Here is a 20,869-nt window from a genome sequence, read left to right as displayed (position 1 = left end):
GCGCTACTAAAAGTCTTATAAAAAATGCCAATATTAATATGATATCGGCATTTTTTATTTTTTTGGAATGGTAAATTATTTACTAAATACAAACTCTTTTGGTGGAGTTACTGCCATTAAATGCTGAACAAAATAATCCCAGCGCTTACGCATCATGTAAGCTTCACGCGCGAAGCCATGACCACGATTAGGTAGCATTAGCATATCAAAGTCCTTATTGGCTTTAATCAAGGCTTCTACCACAACTAAGGTGTTATATGGCGGAACGTTAGTGTCAGTTGTACCGTGTGCAATTAATAACTTACCTTTTAAGTTTTCAACAATGAGTTGGTTGGCTTGGCTATCGTAATTGCTGCTGCCATCTTCATTTTTTACTAATACTCCGTGGTATTTTTCACCCCATTCGTCAGCATAGTTTCTGTTGTCGTGATTACCAGCTTGGGAAACAGCAACAGAGTAAAAGTCAGGGTAAGTTAATAAAGCGCGAGTTGAGGCAAAGCCGCCACCCGAATGTCCCCAAATACCCACTTTTGTGCTATCAATCCAGCTATGCTGTTTAGCTAATTGTCTAATAGCGGCAACTTGATCAGGAATGCCGCTATCGCCCATGTTTTGGTAATAAAATTCATGGAAGCTTTTTGAACGGCCTGGTGTGCCGAGCGCGTCAATTTCAATGACAATAAAACCTAGTTCTGCGATTGCTTGGTTATCACCACGAGCGGTTCTAAAATGACGACCACGAATACTACCCACTTGTGGACCTGGGTATAAGTAGTTAACCACAGGATAAGACTTGCTGGCGTCAAAATCGCTAGGCTTATACATTAGGCCATGAATGTCATGCTCGCCGTTGCGATCTTTAACAACAAACGGTGTTGGTGCCTGCCAGCCGCTATCGTTAAGCTTTGAAATGTCCATTTGTTCTACAACAAAACCTGACTTACTATTCGTACTGCGGATAAAGCTTGTTTCAGCTTGAGTTGGTGTTGATACGCGGTCTAAAAAGTATTCTGCGTTTTTGCTTAAGCTAATACGGTGATGCTTTTGCTCTGGCGTTAATAATTTAAGGTTTGAACCGTCTTTATTGATGCTATAAAGGTAATGAAAATACGGATCACCACCCTCTTTGCCGGCGCCAGTAAATATAAGCTTGCCAGTATCTTGATTAACATTTAGTAGTTCGAGTACTGTCCAGTCGCCTTGTGTTATTTGATTTTTAATCTTACCCGTTGTGGCATCAACTAAGTACAAATGTCCCCAATCAGAGCGTTGTGAAAACCAAATAATTTCATTGCTTTTATCTAAATATTTCCAACTAATACCACTAACACCTGATTCAAAGAAGCTTTCTTCAGTTTCAGTTAAAATGGTGCGAACTTTACCGGTATTGGCATCTGCCATTTTTAATATTGCGGTTTTATGATCGCGGCTTGACGATACAAAGGCGAAATGGCTGCTATCGCTAGACCAATCAACATCAAGTAAGCTACCGTCTCGTCCGGCAACGTGATCGGTAATGGTTGAACGGTGATCATCCGCTGGCATAGCTAAGGGAGTAACTTTCGCTTGCTCAACATCAATAACCACACGGTGAATTTTGAAGATATGTTCATCACCGGGCAATGGGTATTTCCAAACATCAATTTTAGGGTGACCAACTGCGGTTGAAACTATGCCCATTTCTCCAACTTTGCGACCATCGTGTTTAAATGTGCTTAGCTTTTTAGAGTCTGGTGACCATTTCACCACTGGCTTTTTACCGCGAATCCAGCCAGCGTTATTGGTGGCATAAGCAAAGTCTTCAATGCCGTCACTGGTCAACTGTTTTTCACTGTTATCATTAAGGTTACGCAGCCATAAATTATGTTCACGGATAAAAACAGCTTGCTTGCCATTAGGGGCAACTAACTCGTTTTTCTTCGCGGCGTTTTTCGTTAATTTACACAAGTAACTTTCAATATTACATTGATAAACCTTATCTTTAAGCTTTAGTGATATTTGATTTTTTTCTTTAATCTTAAAGCTTTTAAAAGGCAAATTTTCTTGGTTAACTTCCTGCTCAGTAATGCGAGCAAGAGCGGTGGCGAGTTTTTGATGATCGAACGCCAATTTCTTTTGCTTAGTGTTGGCATCAAGGATGAAAAATTGTTCGCCTTGTTCAGTGCGGCTGCGATATAACAATTGTTCATTGTCAGTCCAGCTTGGTGAGTCAACTGTGCCGGTAACCAACTTATCGGTAAATTTTGCTAGTTGTTGTTCAGCTTTTTGATATTTTTCAATATCTAGTGTTTCTGCATTGGCACTGATTGCGATATTCGCTAAACAGACCAATACCACAGTTGAAGAGAAGGATTTTATTTTAGAAGTCATGACTAACCTGTTTTATATCGACTATAAAAATTGCAATTTCAGCATTCTACCACTTCTTTGATTTTAACTACCCTATTTATCGACCAATCAATTATTCAACAGGATGGTTGACGGAAAAATAAAGTCTAATTCGCTGATTTTTATCTTTTATAGACTAAAGTCTACCCTGTTTTTAGCCCAGTTTAGACTTAGGTCTAATTTCTAAATGACTACTTACTCTCTAGTGTTAACTAGAGAATAAGCACATTTGAATAGTTTTCGTACAAAGTAAGGCAATAGAGAGAAGTATGAGTCATTTACCGCAACATAATGGACAACAAGCGCAATTATCTTGGTTGCAGTCATGCAACGGTGAGTGGTTTTATTTTCTTGATGATAATGAAAGTGAAAACGGAGCATTAGATAAATTGACGCAAGACTATATCTGGTTTGCCTGTCAGGAAAAGTCAGCACATAAAGTCAGTGGCTATCGCATTGAAAATCATAGGTTAGAAACGCTTATTGAGCAATTGGCTGCGGTTAAGCGAGTTGTTGTATTTGGTGTCCCTGATGAAAATAAAGGCAATTCAATTCATGCTCATGTGCAGTTGACTGGTGCCGCGATCGATTTATCAATATTGTCGCAAGCCATTAACGCCAAACTTATTGGTTGTTATGGTGATTTTGCCCGGCCAGAAGAGATTAAATTTGTTGATGAACTACCTGATATCAGTAACAGAAAAGTTTGTCGGCAGCTATTGAAATCACAAACGATGAATATCCGCTGTGCGGCATAACAGATTTAAAAATAACGATTTTCAGCAATAAAAATAATAAATGAAAAGGTTAACAAATAATTAAAACGATAAAAACACCGCCAGAGTATCAAAGCTGTTGCTCTAAGGTAAATAACACATGGGGAAAGTAAAATGTTGAATAAGAAAAAGCTTTTATTAGCATCAGGTCTTCTGGCTATGGCTGGCGGTGCAAATGCTGGCTATGAAATTAAGTTGTCTGATAAAGATACCATTACTTTTGGCGGTTATATTAAACTCGATACCCGCTATGTCGACGGTAACATCAATAGTATTACCAAGGATTATTGGGTTGGTGCCGGTAATGTCGGCGATATTTCGCAGTTTAGTTTCCGTGCTACCGAGTCACGCTTTAATACTAAATATGTTCATGGTGATGTTACTGGCTTTATTGAGATGGATTTTCATGGCGGCGGTGGTAATGAAATTGTTTCTAACTCATCAAATCCAAGAATTCGCCATGCCTTTATTAAGTATAAAAATATTCTTGTTGGTCAAACCTGGTCAACCTTTGTTAATACCAGCGCTTTAGCAGAAGCTGCTGACTTTGCTGGGCCACTCAATGCTGCAGCGTTCATTCGACAAGGCCAAATTCGTTACAGCCAAGGTAATTTTCAAGTGGCGATTGAAAATCCTGAATCAGACAAAGGTGATCCGAGCCAAGATTCAGTGCCAGATGTTATCGCAAAATATACCTTTAAAGGCGATTGGGGTAATGTTTCTGTTGCTGGTTTAGCACGGCAATTAAATACTGTCGGTGGCAATTCTGAGTCGGCTTTCGGTTACGGTGTTGCTGGTAGAATTAAAACCTTTGGTAAAGATGATTTTCGTTTTCAATACCACGGCGGTGAAACCGGTCGTTATGTTGGGGTTGTTGCCGCGCGTGATTTAGTCGGAGAAGAAGTTGAAGAAACAACTTCGTATATGGTGGCTTACCGTCACTTCTGGACTGATGACATTCGTAGTACCGCGTTTTATGGTAAAACAACCACTGAAGTAGCTGATGCCGATAGAAGGCATTGGGGTGTTAACATCTTTAAAAATTATACTAAAGAACTTTCATTTGGTTTTGAGATAGGTAATTTCGAATCGGCAGATCAAAATGCTGACTCTGATTACGTACAACTCTCCGCTAAGTATGTACTTTAGTTAGTGATAATGCACTTGTTCGGTTAAGCCGATATAAGTGCTAATGTTTTGCGTTAGTTAACCTCCCAACCGAGGTTGTTTTTGGGGAAGCTTTTGCTTCCCCTTTTTTATATTCAGGATGAATGGTCAGATTTATTGTTCCATACAAAATCTAAGTACTTACATCCATGTAAGCAATGTCGTGATCACATGGTCGTTCATAGCCATCCATGGCTTCACGACATTAATGAATCCCTTCATGTCAGTGTGATGAAACGACGATATTCAGGCTTCTCTCAAGCATCTTGTCTATTGTTAACTGCAGTAGTTAACTTGCCACTAGCGCGGCAGCAAAACCGACAAATATACCGCCGGTTGTTTTTCCCACCCAACGCTGACCAATTGCAGATAAGAAATATTGACGGAATCGAAAAGCAACCACAACATAAACTGACGTAAAAATAAAAGCATTACACAAGCTTGTGCCGGCGAGCAGCATGAACTGTGGCAAGATAGCTTGTGCTGGCTGAATAAATTGTGGAAATAATGCTGAGAAAAATACCAAAGCTTTTGGGTTACTTAGTCCGAGCAAAAGGCTTTGTTTGAATAGTGCTCGTTTAGCAGGAATTTGACTGTTTTTATCAGCGAAGGCCCAGGAGCCTTTACTGCGCCAAATAGCAATACCTATATAGACCAGATAGCCGGCGCCAGCATATTTAATCACGGTAAATGCTAAGTCTGACGCCATTAAAATAAGCCCTAAGCCTGATGCAGAAACCAGTGCCAAAATCATTACTGCGCTAACATGACCAAGAACACCTGCCAGTGCCTTTTTTCGGCCAAAATTTATGCCATTACTGGCGGCTAATATTACTGATGGGCCAACACTAATAGAGGCCAAGAGTGAAATACTGAAATAGAGAGAATAACTGCTGAGATCCATGAATATCCGAAGAAGAGTATGCTGAAGTGTTTAAAGGCGGCTATGGTAGCGAGCTAATTTAAAAGTGCAACGTTAAGATAGCGAGGAAGCAGACTTTTTTGATAAAAATCATTAATCGCCATTAATAAAGCCGCTAATTAGCGGCTTTTGAGTTTACGACAAAAATTTAATAGATTATTTTTTCAGTTTAGCAAAAGCATCTGCAAAGGCATTGCCCATAGCGGCGTTGTTAGCCGCTTTAGGTTTTTGCGTTCGTGCTTTATTGTTGTGCTTAGCTTTATTGTCACTATGTTTCGCTTTTGGTGATTTTTCTGCCGGCTGGCTTTTTACTTGTGGTGATGTTTCATCTAAACGCATGGTTAAACTAATGCGTTTGCGTTGAGGGTCAACTTCTGTGACCTTAACTTTTACCACTTCGCCGGCTTTAACAACTTCATGTGGATCACTAACAAATTTATTGGTCAGCGACGAAATATGCACTAAGCCGTCTTGGTGGACACCAATATCAACAAAAGCACCAAAATTAGCAACATTGGAAATAACACCTTCTAAAATCATGCCTACTTTTAGGTCATTAATGGTGTTAACGCCCTCTTGAAAAGTCGCAGTTTTAAACTCAGGACGCGGATCACGCCCCGGCTTTTCTAGCTCACTGATAATGTCTTTAATGGTGATTTCGCCAAATGTATCACTGGTTAACGCCTCAACGTTAATCGATTCAAGTGCTGGTTTATTTCCAATTAATTCAGCAATAGTACTGTTGTTTTGACTTAATATTTTTTCAACCACGGGATAAGTTTCCGGGTGAACGCCTGAGCAATCTAGTGGATTATTACCGTTGGCAATGCGTAAAAAGCCAGCGGCTTGCTCAAAGGCTTTTGGTCCTAAGCGCGCGACCTTTTTTAACTCGTTGCGATTGTTAAAGCGGCCATGTTCATTACGAAAGTTAACCACATTATTCGCCATGGTTTTATTTAAGCCTGATACTCTCGATAATAAAGGTGCAGAGGCGCTATTTAAATCAACGCCGACGGCATTTACACAGTCTTCAATAACATTGTCTAAGGTTTGACTGAGTTGGCTTTGGCTAACATCATGTTGATATTGCCCGACACCAATGGCTTTAGGGTCTATTTTTACTAGCTCTGCTAATGGATCTTGCAAGCGTCTAGCAATTGAAACTGCGCCACGAATGGAAACATCGAGATCTGGAAATTCATTAGCGGCTAATTCTGAGGCTGAATAAACTGAAGCCCCGGCTTCACTCACCATTACTTTTGTCGGTTTGTTTTTTTCGATTGTCGAGATCACCTCTGCAACCAACTTATCACTTTCACGAGAACCGGTACCATTACCTATGGCAACAAGCTCTACTTTGTGTTGCTGGCATAAATTGACTAGCGTACGTACAGATTTATCCCAGTGATTTTGTGGCGCATGTGGGAATATGGTCGCGGTTTGTAGTAATTTACCTGTGGCATCAACAATGGCGAGTTTACAACCGGTACGCATACCTGGATCTATACCTAAGGTGGTTTTTGGCCCTGCGGGTGCCGCCATAAGTAAGTCATTTAAATTCCGCGAAAACACTTTAATGGCTTCTACTTCCGCCTGTTCGCGTAAGGTTCCTAATAATTCGGTTTCTAAACTTTGACTAAGTTTTACTTTCCAGGTTGAGTTAACCACTTTGGTTAAAAATGACGCTGCCGCCTGCCCTGTTAAGCGCAAATTAAAATGTTCAGTAATCAGTTGTTGAGCACTTGAAAAAGCTCCATCTTGGCCTGGATCAACATCAATGGATAATGATAGTAAGCCTTCATTACGGCCACGTAACATAGCCAACATGCGGTGCGAAGGTACATTTCTTAATAATTCTGAATGCTCAAAGTAGTCTCGGTATTTTCCCGCTTCAGTAGATTTCCCTTTCACTAACTTGCTACAGAGATGTGCTTGCTTTAACAAGTGGCGACGTAACTTTTGAATTAAATTGGCGTCTTCAGCAAAACGTTCAACAAGTATAAAATGTGCACCATCAAGTACTGATTTTTCATCATTAAAGCCGTGCTCTTTATTGATGAACGCTTGCGCCTCTTGTTCAGGAACTGTTTGCCAATTATTGTAAATTTTATTGGCTAAAGGCTCTAAACCGGCAGTAATAGCTATTTGGCCTTTGGTTTTTCGTTTTGGTTTGAACGGTAAGTATAAATCTTCCAAACGCGTTTTATTGTCAGCATTGTTTAGCTCGTTAGCTAAAGAAGGGGTTAATTTTCCTTGTTGCTCAATATTGGCAATTATCACTTTTCTACGTGCCGTTAAATCTCTCAAATAAGTTAAGCGCTGAGCTAAGTGGCGTAAATGATTGTCGTCAAGCCCTTGCGTTGCTTCTTTACGATAACGGGCAATAAATGGCACCGTCGCCCCTTCATCTAATAATTCTATCGCCGTATTTACTTGGCTGGTTTTTACATCAAGTTCTTTGGCTATTTGCTCAGCGATTGGCGTCATTTACCTGGGATCCTAGTTCTTTAACAAATTGGGTGTTTACTGTATTTATATTGGCCGTATTATATACCCAAACATTTGTTCTTTTAACAAAAACCGTGCAAGTAGGTGGTTAAATTTTTATGTGAAAAAGTTTAACCAATTTGCCATATGCTAGATTTAGTCGAAATGTTGATAGAATTTTATGCGTGTGGCATTTAGAATAATGTAACAATGTTTTTAACATCATCTAATTTAATAAAAATAACCGGAAAAATTATGGCTCTCTCTGTTGTTATCCTCGCTGCGGGTAAAGGTACTCGTATGCGTTCTGCCTTACCGAAAGTTCTTCACCCTGTTGCTGAAAAACCTATGGTTGCCCATGTTATTGATGCGGCGCGTCAGGTTGAAGCGACGAATACTTATGTCGTTTACGGCTTTGGTGGTGATGTTTTAAAAAGCAAAATTACCGGTGACGATTTAACCTTCGTTGAGCAAAAAGAACAATTAGGCACCGGCCACGCGGTTGATATGGCGTCTCCGTTTTTAACTGATGATGAAGATGTATTAGTGCTTTATGGTGATGTGCCGTTAACTAAAGTAACTACATTACAGCGTTTAATTGCCGCAAAACCTGAAAACGGTATGGCACTATTAACCGTTCACTTAGCCAACCCAACCGGTTATGGCCGTATTATTAGAGATGAGTCGGGCAAAGTTGTTGGTATTATTGAGCAAAAAGATGCCAATGCTGAACAGCTATTAGTTAATGAAGCTAATACAGGTATTTTGATGGCAAACGGTGGCGATTTAAAGCGTTGGTTGGCTAATTTATCTAGTGACAATGCCCAAGGTGAGTATTACCTCACTGATATTATTGCTGCTTGTCATCAGGAAGGTAAGCCTATTGCCACTGCTCATCCGGATAGCGAAATAGAAGTTGAAGGTGCTAATAATCGTTTGCAGCTTGCTGGTTTAGAGCGTGCTTATCAACTAAGAAAAGCCGAAGAGTTGATGATTACTGGCGCAAGTTTACGTGATCCAAACCGTATTGATATTCGTGGTAATGTTGTAGTTGGTCAAGAAGTGGTGATTGACGTTAATTGCATTTTTGAAGGCAATGTTGAAATTGCCGACAATGCTCTTATTGGTGCCAACTGTATTTTGAAAAATTGCCGTATTGGCCAAGGCGCTGAAATTAAACCTAACACTATCATTGAAGACGCTATTATCGGTGAGTTAGCTTCTGTTGGGCCATTTGCCCGTATTCGCCCAGGCTCAGAGCTAAAACGTGATGCCCATGTTGGTAACTTTGTTGAAATGAAGAAATCGACTTTAGGTGAAGGTGCTAAAGCAGGCCATTTAACTTATTTGGGTGATGCGGAAATTGGCCCTAAAGCTAACATTGGTGCTGGCACTATTACCTGTAACTATGACGGCGTAAATAAGTCAAAAACGATTATTGGTGCCGGTGCGTTTATTGGTTCAAACGCTTCGTTAGTTGCACCAATCACCATAGGTGAAATGGCCACAACGGCAGCGGGTTCGGTTATCGTTAAAAATGTTGACGAAAATGAATTAAGTGTTGCTCGTGGTAAGCAGCGTAATGTTGCTGGTTGGAAACGCCCAACTAAAAAATAGCAGGAACTGATATTCGGCCATACAATTGCACTCGTTTAATCATGGGTGCATTTTTTTTGGTTAATGGCACGCAACTGTAACAATATATTGATAGTCATATGCTTCGAAATATTGAATTGGGCATAGTATTTGTCTTATCAAGTGATGAATTCATCGCGGATCTTTAGATAAATATTGTTTTTATTTTCAGCTTTTGTTCTAATAGCTAAGTTTTAAATCGAAACTTTTAAGAGTAAAACGAAAGAAATGTCAAAACGAAATACTCAACAACGTCGTCATACCATTATTGCAGAGTTAAGTAATTTAGGTGAAGTTAGCGTTGATAGCTTAGCTAAGAAGTTTGATACCTCAGAAGTTACCATTCGCAAGGACTTGGCGGTATTAGAGAATAGTGGTTTATTATTACGCCGATATGGCGGAGCTGTACCGCTGCCAAATGAAATAATAGAACCAAAAACAGAAAAAGTTTCGAAACGAAAGGTGTTGATAGCTAAAACGGCAGCGTCTTTAATTCGAGATCATAACCGCGTTATATTAGACAGTGGCAGTACAACTTCTGCATTAGTGCGTGAGCTTAGTGCTAAACAAGGTTTAGTGGTGATGACTAATTCGTTGGCGATTGCTTCAGATCTCCATGCTTTAGAAAACGAACCAACCTTATTGATGACCGGTGGCACTTGGGATCCTCATTCTGAGTCATTTCAAGGACAAGTTGCTGAAAATGTATTACGTTCCTATGACTTTGATCAGTTATTTATTGGGGCTGATGGTATTGATATGGCTCGTGGTACCACGACCTTTAATGAATTATTAGGCTTAAGCCGGGTGATGGCGGAAGTCTCAAGAGAAGTCATCGTAATGCTAGACTCTGAAAAATTAAATCGAAAAATACCCAATTTAGAATTACCGTGGAATAAAATTCATACGTTAATTACAGATGCTGATATGCCTGAAAACGTACGAAATGAAATAATTAAGCAAGGCGTTAACCTCGTTATCGCTAGTTAAAAAGGATAGAAATTATGTGTGGAATTGTTGGTGCAGTAGCACAACGTGATGTCGCGGACATTTTAGTTGAAGGCCTAAAACGATTGGAATATCGCGGTTATGACTCTGCGGGGGTTGCCATTATAAATAGTGACAATCAACTCAAGCGTGCTCGCCGTTTAGGTAAGGTACAAGAATTAGCAGACGCTTTGCATGCAAATCCATTAGCAGGCGGAACAGGTATTGCTCATACGCGTTGGGCGACCCATGGTGCACCGAGTGAAATTAACGCTCACCCACATGTTTCTTCAGAAACTATTGCCGTTGTTCACAATGGTATTATTGAAAATCACGAAGAATTACGTACACGTTTACAGGGCTTAGGTTATGAGTTTGTTTCAGAAACAGACACTGAAGTTATTGCCCATTTAGTTCATCATGAACTTAAATCTGCTGATAGCTTATTGGCCGCCGTGCAAACAACGGTAAAACAATTAGAAGGTGCTTACGGCACAGTAGTGGTTGATACCCGAGATAAAGACCGTGTTGTGGTTGCTCGTTCTGGTAGCCCATTAGTCGTAGGTTATGGCGTTGGTGAAAACTTTATTGCCTCAGACATGTTAGCGCTATTACCCGTTACCCGTAAATTTGCTTTCCTTGAAGAAGGTGACGTTGCTGAAGTGACTCGCTTTGAAGTGAATGTATTTGATGTTGACGGTAATGCGGTTGTTCGCGAAGCTAAAGAATCAGAAGTAAGCCATGATACCGGTGATAAAGGCGAATATCGCCACTACATGTTAAAAGAAACTTATGAGCAACCAACCGCTATTCGTAATACTTTGGAAGGTCGCTTGTTAGGTAATGTATTAGACACGCAAACCTTTGGTGAAGGTGCTGATGACATTTTTAAAGAAATAGAACATGTACAAATCATCGCTTGTGGTACTAGTTACCATTCAGGCATGGTCGCGCGTTACTGGTTAGAAGCGCTTGCCGGTGTTTCATGTAATATTGAAATTGCTAGTGAGTTTAGGTATCGCCAATCACATGTGCCAAAAAATGCACTTTTAGTGACTATTTCACAATCGGGCGAAACAGCTGATACCTTAGCGGCATTGCGTTTGGCGAAAGAATTGGGTTATCGCGCAAGCTTAACGATTTGTAATGTTGCCGGTTCTTCATTGGTACGTGAATCAGATCTTGCCTTTATGACCAAAGCTGGCGCTGAAATTGGTGTTGCCTCAACTAAAGCTTTTACCACACAATTAGTTGGCTTGTTAATGATGACCTTAGCTATTGGTCGACATCATGGCATGTCGCAAGAAAAGCAAACTGAAATTGCTCAATCGTTAATGACTTTACCGAATAAATTAGAAGAAGTGTTAGCGTTAGCAAGTTCTATTGAAGATTTAGCGGAAGACTTTGCTGATAAACATCATGCATTATTCCTTGGTCGTGGTGATCAATACCCCATTGCTATGGAAGGTGCGTTAAAGCTAAAAGAAATTTCATATATTCATGCTGAAGCGTATGCTGCCGGTGAACTTAAACATGGTCCATTAGCGTTAATTGATGCTGAAATGCCGGTTATTGTGGTTGCGCCGAAGAATGACCTAATTGAAAAGCTAAAATCAAACGTTGAAGAAGTGCGTGCTCGTGGCGGCTTAATGTATGTGTTTGCTGATTCGAGTGCTAATTTTAGCAGCGATGAAACCATGAAAGTTATCAACGTACCTGTGTGTGATGACTTAATCGCCCCAATCGTTTATACCTTACCGTTACAGTTGTTGTCATACTATGTAGCTATCATCAAAGGTACCGACGTTGACCAACCACGTAACTTAGCAAAATCGGTTACGGTTGAGTAATTATTACCAATATGTGCGTATTTGTAGATTCTAAATAAAGTTGGAAATATACAAATAAAGTTAGAACTACCGCCGCGTGAATTAAAGCGACTTACTCTTATGAGTAGTCGCTTTTTTGTTTTAACAAATTAAGAAAAATTATTAAATCTAGATCAGAGTACATTTAATAGAGTGTTGTTATTGTGGTGAACGGCATAAATAATTGTATATTGTCTAACGTGCTATAGGATGGACTTGATATGAAGACTGGCGCTTGATTAGCCTTTGATGAGTCATTTCCTCTCCCACACGAAATGAGGAAGGTAAACACCGTTAGGTTAACCAGTATTGACTAATTTGACATGAATAAGTGATATGGGGATGAATTCATTATTTTATATACTTCTACGGCTTATTTGGACAAGAAGATCGAACTAAAACTAGCCTATCGCTGTGATAAATATTTTTCGATTGCTTTAATCGCTTATTGAGGTTTTATTATTCATAATTTAGTTATTGATGTTTCATACATTGATAACGTAATTCTCCTATGAATGTTCTCGCTGCTGGGCCTAAACGATCCCCATCCTTAAAAATCAAATGAAATTTGCTACTGCGTTGTGCATTATGCTTGAGTTTCAGCGGCTTGAGAGTCCCTTCTTGTATCATGGTATTTATTGAATCTACCGGCAACCAAGCAAAGCCAAGTCCACTTGCAATCATGTTAATTGACGTATGCATATGGCTTACCGTCCAACGTTGATCTGCCCCTAGCCAGCCAACATCTTGACGTGTTGCAAGTGCGGAATCTCTTACAACAATTTGTCGATGAGACTTAAGATCTTCAAGTGTTAAATCTCGCTCGATAGCATGCAGTTTGTGTGATGGATGAGCTACGGCAATAAATTTAATTTGACATAATTCCTCATTATATCCGTCTTCTAAGGTAAAAGGTGAAATGGCAATATCTGCCTGAGTGTTGGCAAGCAACTCTTTCGCGCCCGTTAAAATAGATTCCATCAATTCTATGCGCAACATAGGATATTGTTTTGATGTTGCCGAAAGTACTTTATATAACAGTGATTGTGGAAAAACTTCATCAACAGCAATTTTTAGCAGGCTTTCTGTGCCCTCGCCTAAAGCTTGACCGATTGATTCAACTTTAGTTGCTTCGTCCAATAAATAATTTGCGCGTTGAAGCATAAGTTCGCCAGCTTCAGTTACGCGAGTTTTTCGGCCTTCTATTTTAAATAATTGAACACCTAAATTACGTTCAATCTTATGCACTGCACTATGAATACTGGATTGACTTTTATGGATTCCCTGAGCGGCTTGATTAAAACCACCATACTTAACAACAGCTTGAAACATTCGCCATTGTTCAAGAGTAACTCTTAACATTGTACATCCTCAAAATTACCTGCTCGCTAGATGTTATTGCGAACTAAACCAAGCTTATTTCATCATTATAATTGGAAAAAGCAGTTTGTTCTATTTAAACGAATGAAAGGTGCGTAATTTTGAATTTTAAATCTAAAAAATAGATTGATATGGTTGTTGCATAAGTAGAGCATGACGCAAAAAAGGTCTGTTTAAACGTTTAATTATCAGAGCTGCCAACGGCCATGTTCTTATAGCTTATTTCAGGTAAGTAACGGTAATTTCGATAGTGCAAACGGTACAAAAAGTCATTGGGTATTGTTTTCAATTGGAAAAAAACATCTGCATTTTGGCTATTTATGAGGTTATATGAAGTTGCTCACTTTTTATTGTCATTGCAAAAAGTAAGGTGATAGTGGGTCTATCAAACTATTGTGATACTAACTATTTGGCTAGCTACTTGAATTAATACTGGCATGCATTAGGTAAAAAAAATGAAAATTTTAAATATTCAAAAAGCGAAAAAAACTCAAGATGGTGATGGCGTTAATATTTCCAGAGTGGCTGACTTTTCAGGTAAAGCCTTGGACCCATTTTTAATGTTGGATGAACTAAAGTCTAATAATGAAAATGACTATATTGGTGGCTTTCCAGCTCATCCACATCGTGGCATAGAAACATTTACTTATATGATTAAAGGAGGCTTTGAGCATAAAGATCAACTAGGTAATAAAAAGGTCATTGAAGCCGGAAATGTTCAGTGGATGAGCACTGGCTATGGCGTTATCCATTCAGAAATGCCAATCGCTGATCCGAAAGATGGTATTCATGGTTTTCAAATTTGGCTCAATATGCCAGCTATAAACAAACTGCGGCCTGCTAAGTATCAAGGTTCGACTAGTTTACCGGTATTAGTCAACAAAACGGGAGCGTGTTTGAAGTTGCTAGCAGGCCAATGGCAGCTAAATGGTAATGAAGCGTCGTCACCTTTGGTCGATTTATCTGCAGGAGGTGCCATTGCAGATTTATCTTTACAAAGCCATGGTCAGGTAGAGCTTGATTTAGCACATTTTAATAATGTCTTGGTTTATGTTCATAGTGGCGCATTTTCTGAGCCTAAGGTTACAGCTGGCCATTTAATTATTGTAGAACCCAAAGAGCTATTAACTTTTACTGCTGATAAATATGGTGCTGGAGCGTTAGTTTTAGCAGGTAACAGAATTAATGAAGATATCGTTCATTATGGGCCGTTTGTAATGAATAGCGAAGAGGAAATTCGCACGGCAATTACAGATTACAATGCTGGAAAGTTTGGCACCATTTGATTTAAAAACTAACGTTTAACTCCAAAGTTTTTCATTAAAACATTAAGCGTGAAACTAGATCATGACTGTTGTTAGGTGATTTTTACAAAAAATATATGAGGAATATCTATGAAAGCCGTTTACATAGAAGAATACGGAAGTGTTGATAAATTAAAAATAGGGAAAATATCTCGACCTCAAGTTTCGAATACTCAAATCATCATCAAAGTACAAGGCGCGGGAGTTAACCCTGTTGATTGGATGGTAAGAGAGGGCTTTTTAAAAGATACCGATGTACATAACCTACCTTTAGTCTTAGGTTGGGATGTTGCAGGTGAAGTTATTGAAGTAGGGCGTGATGTCTCTAAATTTTCTGTGGGTGATACGGTTTATGCCTACATGCCCATTGCAAAGCAAGGAGCTTACGCAGAGTTTACAGCCGTAGAAAATCATCTCGTGTCCGCTATGCCACGCTCTTTAGACTTTTTCTCTGCTGCCGGAGTACCTTTAGCCGCTACTACAGCTTGGCAGGCGTTAACTCAGGGGGGTCATTTGCAGCCGGGCGAAAAAATATTAATACACAATGCTAGTGGCGGCGTGGGTAGTTTCGCAGTACAAATGGCAGAAGCATTAGGTGCCTATGTTATTGGTACAGCATCTTCTGCCAATGAGGAATTCGTGAAAAAATTGGGAGCGGATGAGTTTATCGATTACAAAACACAATGTTTTGAGGATGTTGTCGAGGAAGTAGATAGTGTGCTGGCTGCTGTTGGCGGCTCTAATGTTTTAGAGCGATCTCTGAATGTTATTAAATCAGGCGGCTATCTCATTTCTTTGTTGGATGAAATAGATGATGAAAAAGCGCGCGATGCTAACATTCATTATCAGCGCTGGTGGGTGAGTCCTAATGCGGGGGATCTAGAGAGAATTACTGAACTCATTGATACTGGAGAAATTATTGTGCACATAGATAGTATTTTCCCACTAGAGCGAGTAAAGGAAGCACATGCACTAAGTGAATCTCAACGAGCTAAAGGCAAAATCGTATTGAGCATGGATTAATGTTTAAATTCTTTCTCAAATAAAATTGGAGTGTACTATGGCGATTAAAACCGCTTTTCGTAATGAGAATCTACCTGACTTTAGTAATGCATTCAGTTGGGGATTAAAAATCAGTGACTTTCAAGAGGTATTTTTTGTTACTGGACATGCTGATTGCGATCTGAATTTTACTACTCAATACCCAAACAATCCGGTTGCCCAAACTCGGCTTATTTTAGCGCAAATGAAACAGTTTATAGAAAAGTCTGGTTTTACCCTTAATGATGTTGTTCGCACTGACTGGACGTTTGTCAATGAAGTAACTAGCAATGATTTTTCAGCGATAGCAACATTATGGGAAGAGTATCTTGTCGATGTAGAAGTGAAGCCAGCAACTGGCACTTTGCGTTATGTTCAGCGCTTGGGTATGCCAAATATGATGGTGGAGTATGAAATGATGCTAGCAAGGTAACAAAAAGAGGCAGAATGTGATGATTTTTAAAAGATCATGGTTTGTACGAAAATCGAACAATAATATTCGTATATGACGGAATATCATCTGTTTACCACATGTTTTGTCATCTATGTGCTACTAATTGTCACTTTTTTACTACCACTAAAGCATTGTTTTTTATTAACATAATTATAACATTGAAATAATTCGGCAATATTTGCATAGCTCATTACGAGCAACGAAATACACAGTTAAATCACCTTAATGGAATGAAAAAAAGGAAAATGGAATAGTGAAACCTGATATGAAAATATGTACCTTAGTTTTAGTAAGCATATTATGTGCGTGTAGTGGCGGTGGCAGTAGTAATGATAAAAAAAATGAAGAAGTTAAAAATCAAGCCCCTGTAGCTGCAATTACTCTTGATGCTACATCAATTGTACTTGATAACTCAATTACCGTCAGCGGCACAACCAGTAGTGACCCTGATGGCGATGCCCTAACTTTTCAATGGGCTATAAAAAATGAGGATGGCGATGATTACCCCTTAACAAACAACAGTGCAGATAACTTTGTTTTCACCCCTGAAGATTTTGGTGTCTATACAATAACATTAATTGTTAAAGATAGTGAAATCAGCAGCCAACCGATAACGTCAACAGTAACTGTCGAGCCAAATGCACAAAGTTACCCTGTTGCAACAATTAGTGGCGATAATCAAGTCAATAGCAATATTCAAACTAAAATTGGTGAGGTCAATTGGTTTAGTGCGGAAAATAGTACTGCCACGACAGGCCAACAATTAACCTACCACTGGACGCTAAGCAGCAAACCAACAGCAAGTACTAGCGTTATAGGCGATGCTGATAAAGTGAAAGCTTATTTAATCACTGATGTTGCTGGTAACTATGAAATTACACTTACCGTAACCAATACCATTAATGAACTTACCGCCACTAAAGTGCTCGCCATAGTTGCAGAAGAGCTATTAGTGAATAGCCAGCCTGTAGCTGCAATTAGTACTCCTTTGCCAAGCTACAAAATCGGCCAAACGGTGAAGTTAAATGCCAGTAACAGTTACGACAGCGATAATAATCAACTTACCTATTTATGGAAGTTAACTCCTCCCGCAGGTGTAGCAAACGTTTCACTAAGCGGTGATACTACCGAATTTGTTGAATTTATTGTTGAAGATTTAGGTGATTACCAAGTCACCTTAGAAGTTAGCGATGGCACATTAACTCATGAAACATCAATCATGATAAACGTAACTAATGACAATATCGCACCTGTTGCCAATGCCGGTGAAGATAAAATCGCTAATTTAGGTATTGCTTTAGAACTTGATGGGGGTGCAAGCTCTGATGCCGATGGTGATGATTTACAATACAAGTGGAGTGTTGTGAGTAAACCAGTTACCAGCGAATATGAGAACCCTAATGACTTTAATGGCTATCATAAGTTTAGCTTTATGGCCGATGTTATCGGTGAATACGTTTTATCTTTACAAGTATTTGACGGCATAAACTACTCAGCAACGGATCAAGTGCATATTAACGTGGTTGAAAACCAAAAACCTGTGGCAATTTTACCTGACGATATCGCCATTCAAATCCAAGGCGCTCAAACAATAACAAGCGCGGATAGTTATGATCCTGAAGGGCGACCATTAACATATACATGGGAATTGATTAACAAGCCTGAAGGCTCTGAAGCAAGCGCCCTTTCTTTGATTAGTGTACCAACAACACGATTTACCGTTGATCTAGCGGGCACTTACACCCTGCAACTAATCGTTAACGATGGCGTTCAAAATTCGCTCCCTACAACAATGAGCATTGTATACACAGCTGAAGAATGGCATGAAGTAAATGTAACTGGTCAGTTAGTTGATGATGGTGGTTTACCTGTACCTATGGTCAAAGTTACTGGCTTTTTTCAAACAGATGTTTTCAGCGATGAAAATGGTAATTTTGATATTTTATTGAAAAGCAAAGCAGAAGATGCCGCCTTAACTACATTATTGTTCCGTTTTACGGAACAATTAGCTGCCACATTACGTTTACCTGAAGAGTATGATGCGGTGCAAGCGTTAGGAAAAGTAAAAGTCCCTGTGTTTCAACGAAAAGACATTACTTTGACTGCTTGCCCTACTTATACTGGTGCTGAACAAGTTGAAGTCTCTTTTTATCTAACACCAGCTGGATATGGAAAGATGGGATTTGGTGGAACCACTGACATCACACTAACGGTAGGTGCAGAGCCTGTTGAAGTAAAACTTCCAGCATCAGGTGTAATCAACATTCGTCTTAAGGCTAATGTAGCAGGGCAAATTTATGGTGATGACGGTGAACCTTACTTTACTCATCAATATCAATTAGATGATTCGCAAGAAGACATATTGGCACTTACGGTTTGTAACTAATGCCCCTGAAGCTAATAGGCGATAATAAAACGCAGGCATTGTCACTACGATAATAATCACTAGCGTAGTGGCAATGTCAGAAAAATAGATGCGTTTAAGTATTAAAGCAATAAGGGTAACCATAAACTTCGAGGTGCTTGTCTTTTGCTAAAGCCATTGTTAATCAATCAAGGAATGATAGAAAAAACTTAATTTTCGCGTTTGTGCTAGCAAGTGTATTTTTCTTTGGTGGCTGTGGAGGCGGAGGCTAAAACACCACTAACACAGTCCCTGTACCTACTTCTGCAGTGACTCCTGTCGCGAATAAAGCACCAGGAAATTGCCATGGCGTTAACGCAAACCGTTGACCGTGGTAACTCGGTTATCTTAAGTGTCTCTGATCCTGATAATGTGAAGCTGCATTGGTAAACAGATGCTACTAATATAATCTTTTCAAACGCCGATGCGGCATCGACAGCTATTGCATTTCCCTACACTGATGTTGATATTGAATTAATCATTACATTGGTTGCTACCGGCAATAAAGGGATTGCTACCCAACATGATATTCTATTTACCGCCAAAGAAAGCCAACTCTTTAACTGTTTTACGTGCAAGGGCTTGCTGGTACTAATTGGTTAACTAGAGCCTAAAAAGAAGGGTTCTCCCACAACAATATTTTTTACCCAGCTATAAAGTTTTTAGTAATATGATTTAAAATAAACTTAACCTAATAGCCAAAAATACACCTGAAGCAAGCACCATTGGGTTGCGGTATGTAGATGAGATCTCCACCATGATTGATCATTATTTGTTTAGAAAGGCATAGCCCTATACCCGATCCCTGCTGCTTAGTGGTAAAGAAAGGTACAAAAATTACATCAAGAACATGTTCCGGAATACCTGCACCATTGTCGGCTATTTCCACATAAAATTGCTGACTATCGTTTTTGGCTACTGTTATTGTAATTTGTGCTTGAGCGGGCAAGTTATCGTGCTGACTCATTTGAACAGATAATGCCTCGATAGCATTTTTTATTAAGTTAATGAGCACCTGCTCTATTTGCGCACTGTCTAACATGACTAACTGTTGCTGCGCCATGTTAATACTCAATACTATATTGCGGTCTTTAAGTTGCTGATGATGCAAAATTCTGATGCGCTCTATAATGTCGTTCAAGGTTGCGGGCGCTAATTGAGGTGTCGGTAAACTGCTCACTTGTCTGAAACTGGCAATAAACTCACCTAAGTATTGAGTTCGAGCAGCCAGCGTTGTTAATGCTAGCGTTAAGTCTTGTTTATCTTCTTCATTACTAAAACTTAATTCTGCTGGCAGCAAGGCTTGGCAAGTTTGTGCGATAGAAGCCAATGGGGTAATGGTATTGGCTACTTCATGAGTTAACACTTGAGTTAAGCGCTTATAAGCCTGTTGCTCTCTGTTTAATAGTGTTTCATGTATCGATTGCAAGGTGATGATTTTATATTCTTGGCCTTGAATGTGCGCAAAACTTAGGTGAGCAGACAAAGTATCTATAGTTTCTCCGTGTTGCCACGGCACAGTGCTGCGGAAATTTTTTTTGGTGGCAGAGACTAATGAGGCAATATGTTTTAACTCATTCAGGTGTTTTATATTTTTTCCTAACAGCCGAGCAACAGCAGGGTTGGATTCAACCACTTTGCCGTCAATATCACAAACAATGACCGCAAGATCAATATGCACTAGTAGTGTTTTAACGAACTCGGTTTTATGCTCGGTTTCAAATTTTGCCAGCTGCATTTGCTGTTTAACCTGATCATAATAACGGCGCATAGGATGATGTTCTGAAAAGCCTAAGCTGTTATCACCATTGGCTAAGGCTCTGATAACCTGTACTAGTTGTTTGTTTTGTTTGCTAATGATGGATATCAAGGTCGCAATAAAGCAGGCGCATACAACTAAAATTAAAAACCAAGTCGATGAAAAACCAGAACTGATGTATAAGTGCGTGAGCAGTATAATACAGCCAATAATTAAGGCTAAATTGCTGATCATATAGATCAGCGGTTGTTTATTAATATTGTACATGTCGAGTCATTCTTAAAAGCTGGGCTTGGT

14 protein-coding genes are annotated in these 20,869 nt (G+C 39.5%); 9 read left to right on the top strand and 5 right to left on the bottom strand.

The genetic code is table 11. From position 1 onward, the window contains the following. Positions 1–75: 75 nt before the first annotated feature. Positions 76–2,370, bottom strand: coding sequence for a S9 family peptidase (locus AC27JP_RS06795; RefSeq protein ID WP_487113284.1), 2,295 nt, complete (start codon positions 2,368–2,370; stop codon positions 76–78). A gap of 287 nt (positions 2,371–2,657) precedes the next feature. On the opposite strand from AC27JP_RS06795, the gene AC27JP_RS06790 reads away from it, so the two are divergent. Beyond that, positions 2,658–3,146, top strand: coding sequence for an AMP-binding enzyme (locus AC27JP_RS06790; protein WP_487113282.1), 489 nt, complete (start codon positions 2,658–2,660; stop codon positions 3,144–3,146). Positions 3,147–3,278: 132 nt separating this feature from the next. Next, complete coding sequence (locus tag AC27JP_RS06785) at positions 3,279–4,313, top strand: DcaP family trimeric outer membrane transporter (protein WP_487113280.1); 1,035 nt, start codon at positions 3,279–3,281, stop codon at positions 4,311–4,313. A gap of 307 nt (positions 4,314–4,620) precedes the next feature. On the opposite strand, the gene AC27JP_RS06780 is transcribed toward AC27JP_RS06785, so the two are convergent. Together AC27JP_RS06780 and AC27JP_RS06775 are read right to left on the bottom strand one after the other, a co-directional pair. After that, entirely contained in the window at positions 4,621–5,235 is a 615-nt protein-coding gene (locus tag AC27JP_RS06780; protein WP_487113278.1) for a LysE family translocator, read from the bottom strand. A gap of 174 nt (positions 5,236–5,409) precedes the next feature. Next, a complete protein-coding gene (locus AC27JP_RS06775; protein WP_487113276.1) occupies positions 5,410–7,740 on the bottom strand; it encodes a Tex family protein in 2,331 nt (776 codons plus the stop codon). 255 nt (positions 7,741–7,995) lie between these two features. Here AC27JP_RS06775 and glmU point away from each other — a divergent pair, with 255 nt between their 5' ends. From glmU to glmS, 3 genes are all read left to right on the top strand, one after another. Further along, a complete protein-coding gene (glmU, locus tag AC27JP_RS06770; RefSeq protein ID WP_487113274.1) occupies positions 7,996–9,357 on the top strand; it encodes a bifunctional UDP-N-acetylglucosamine diphosphorylase/glucosamine-1-phosphate N-acetyltransferase GlmU in 1,362 nt (453 codons plus the stop codon). A gap of 246 nt (positions 9,358–9,603) precedes the next feature. After that, positions 9,604–10,365 carry a DeoR/GlpR family DNA-binding transcription regulator gene (locus tag AC27JP_RS06765; RefSeq protein WP_487113272.1) on the top strand — a complete coding sequence of 254 codons (762 nt, stop codon included), beginning with the start codon at positions 9,604–9,606 and terminating at the stop codon, positions 10,363–10,365. A gap of 14 nt (positions 10,366–10,379) precedes the next feature. Then, a complete protein-coding gene (glmS, locus tag AC27JP_RS06760) occupies positions 10,380–12,212 on the top strand; it encodes a glutamine--fructose-6-phosphate transaminase (isomerizing) (RefSeq protein ID WP_487113270.1) in 1,833 nt (610 codons plus the stop codon). A 492-nt stretch (positions 12,213–12,704) separates the two neighbouring features. On the opposite strand, the gene AC27JP_RS06755 is transcribed toward glmS, so the two are convergent. After that, on the bottom strand, positions 12,705–13,592 hold the full coding sequence (locus tag AC27JP_RS06755) for a LysR family transcriptional regulator (RefSeq protein ID WP_487113268.1): 888 nt from the start codon (positions 13,590–13,592) through the stop codon (positions 12,705–12,707). 473 nt (positions 13,593–14,065) lie between these two features. On the opposite strand from AC27JP_RS06755, the gene AC27JP_RS06750 reads away from it, so the two are divergent. From AC27JP_RS06750 to AC27JP_RS06735, 4 genes are all read left to right on the top strand, one after another. Continuing rightward, positions 14,066–14,896, top strand: a complete 831-nt coding sequence (locus AC27JP_RS06750; protein ID WP_487113266.1) for a pirin family protein — start codon at positions 14,066–14,068, stop codon at positions 14,894–14,896. A 108-nt stretch (positions 14,897–15,004) separates the two neighbouring features. Further along, the gene (locus AC27JP_RS06745) at positions 15,005–15,937 is read left to right on the top strand and encodes an NADP-dependent oxidoreductase (RefSeq protein WP_487113264.1); all 933 of its coding nucleotides are present in this window, start codon (positions 15,005–15,007) and stop codon (positions 15,935–15,937) included. A gap of 37 nt (positions 15,938–15,974) precedes the next feature. Next, the gene (locus AC27JP_RS06740) at positions 15,975–16,388 is read left to right on the top strand and encodes a RidA family protein (RefSeq protein ID WP_487113262.1); all 414 of its coding nucleotides are present in this window, start codon (positions 15,975–15,977) and stop codon (positions 16,386–16,388) included. A gap of 274 nt (positions 16,389–16,662) precedes the next feature. Continuing rightward, positions 16,663–18,795 carry a PKD domain-containing protein gene (locus AC27JP_RS06735; protein ID WP_487113260.1) on the top strand — a complete coding sequence of 711 codons (2,133 nt, stop codon included), beginning with the start codon at positions 16,663–16,665 and terminating at the stop codon, positions 18,793–18,795. 709 nt (positions 18,796–19,504) lie between these two features. Here AC27JP_RS06735 and AC27JP_RS06730 read toward each other — a convergent pair. Next, positions 19,505–20,839 (bottom strand): sensor histidine kinase, encoded by a 1,335-nt coding sequence (locus AC27JP_RS06730; RefSeq protein WP_487113258.1) that lies wholly within the window; start codon positions 20,837–20,839, stop codon positions 19,505–19,507. Positions 20,840–20,869: the final 30 nt, after the last annotated feature.

It is taken from the genome of Colwellia sp. SU-HH01172 (assembly GCF_057553355.1).
Note: the sequence above shows the minus strand (reverse complement) of the source record. Positions and strands in the feature narration are given on the sequence as shown.

Coding starts and splice junctions, on each gene's coding strand:
- AC27JP_RS06795 (WP_487113284.1), bottom strand. CDS start 2,370: ATGACTTCTAAAATAAAATCCTTCTCTTCAACTGTGGTATTGGTCTGT.
- AC27JP_RS06790 (WP_487113282.1), top strand. CDS start 2,658: ATGAGTCATTTACCGCAACATAATGGACAACAAGCGCAATTATCTTGG.
- AC27JP_RS06785 (WP_487113280.1), top strand. CDS start 3,279: ATGTTGAATAAGAAAAAGCTTTTATTAGCATCAGGTCTTCTGGCTATG.
- AC27JP_RS06780 (WP_487113278.1), bottom strand. CDS start 5,235: ATGGATCTCAGCAGTTATTCTCTCTATTTCAGTATTTCACTCTTGGCC.
- AC27JP_RS06775 (WP_487113276.1), bottom strand. CDS start 7,740: ATGACGCCAATCGCTGAGCAAATAGCCAAAGAACTTGATGTAAAAACC.
- glmU (WP_487113274.1), top strand. CDS start 7,996: ATGGCTCTCTCTGTTGTTATCCTCGCTGCGGGTAAAGGTACTCGTATG.
- AC27JP_RS06765 (WP_487113272.1), top strand. CDS start 9,604: ATGTCAAAACGAAATACTCAACAACGTCGTCATACCATTATTGCAGAG.
- glmS (WP_487113270.1), top strand. CDS start 10,380: ATGTGTGGAATTGTTGGTGCAGTAGCACAACGTGATGTCGCGGACATT.
- AC27JP_RS06755 (WP_487113268.1), bottom strand. CDS start 13,592: ATGTTAAGAGTTACTCTTGAACAATGGCGAATGTTTCAAGCTGTTGTT.
- AC27JP_RS06750 (WP_487113266.1), top strand. CDS start 14,066: ATGAAAATTTTAAATATTCAAAAAGCGAAAAAAACTCAAGATGGTGAT.
- AC27JP_RS06745 (WP_487113264.1), top strand. CDS start 15,005: ATGAAAGCCGTTTACATAGAAGAATACGGAAGTGTTGATAAATTAAAA.
- AC27JP_RS06740 (WP_487113262.1), top strand. CDS start 15,975: ATGGCGATTAAAACCGCTTTTCGTAATGAGAATCTACCTGACTTTAGT.
- AC27JP_RS06730 (WP_487113258.1), bottom strand. CDS start 20,839: ATGTACAATATTAATAAACAACCGCTGATCTATATGATCAGCAATTTA.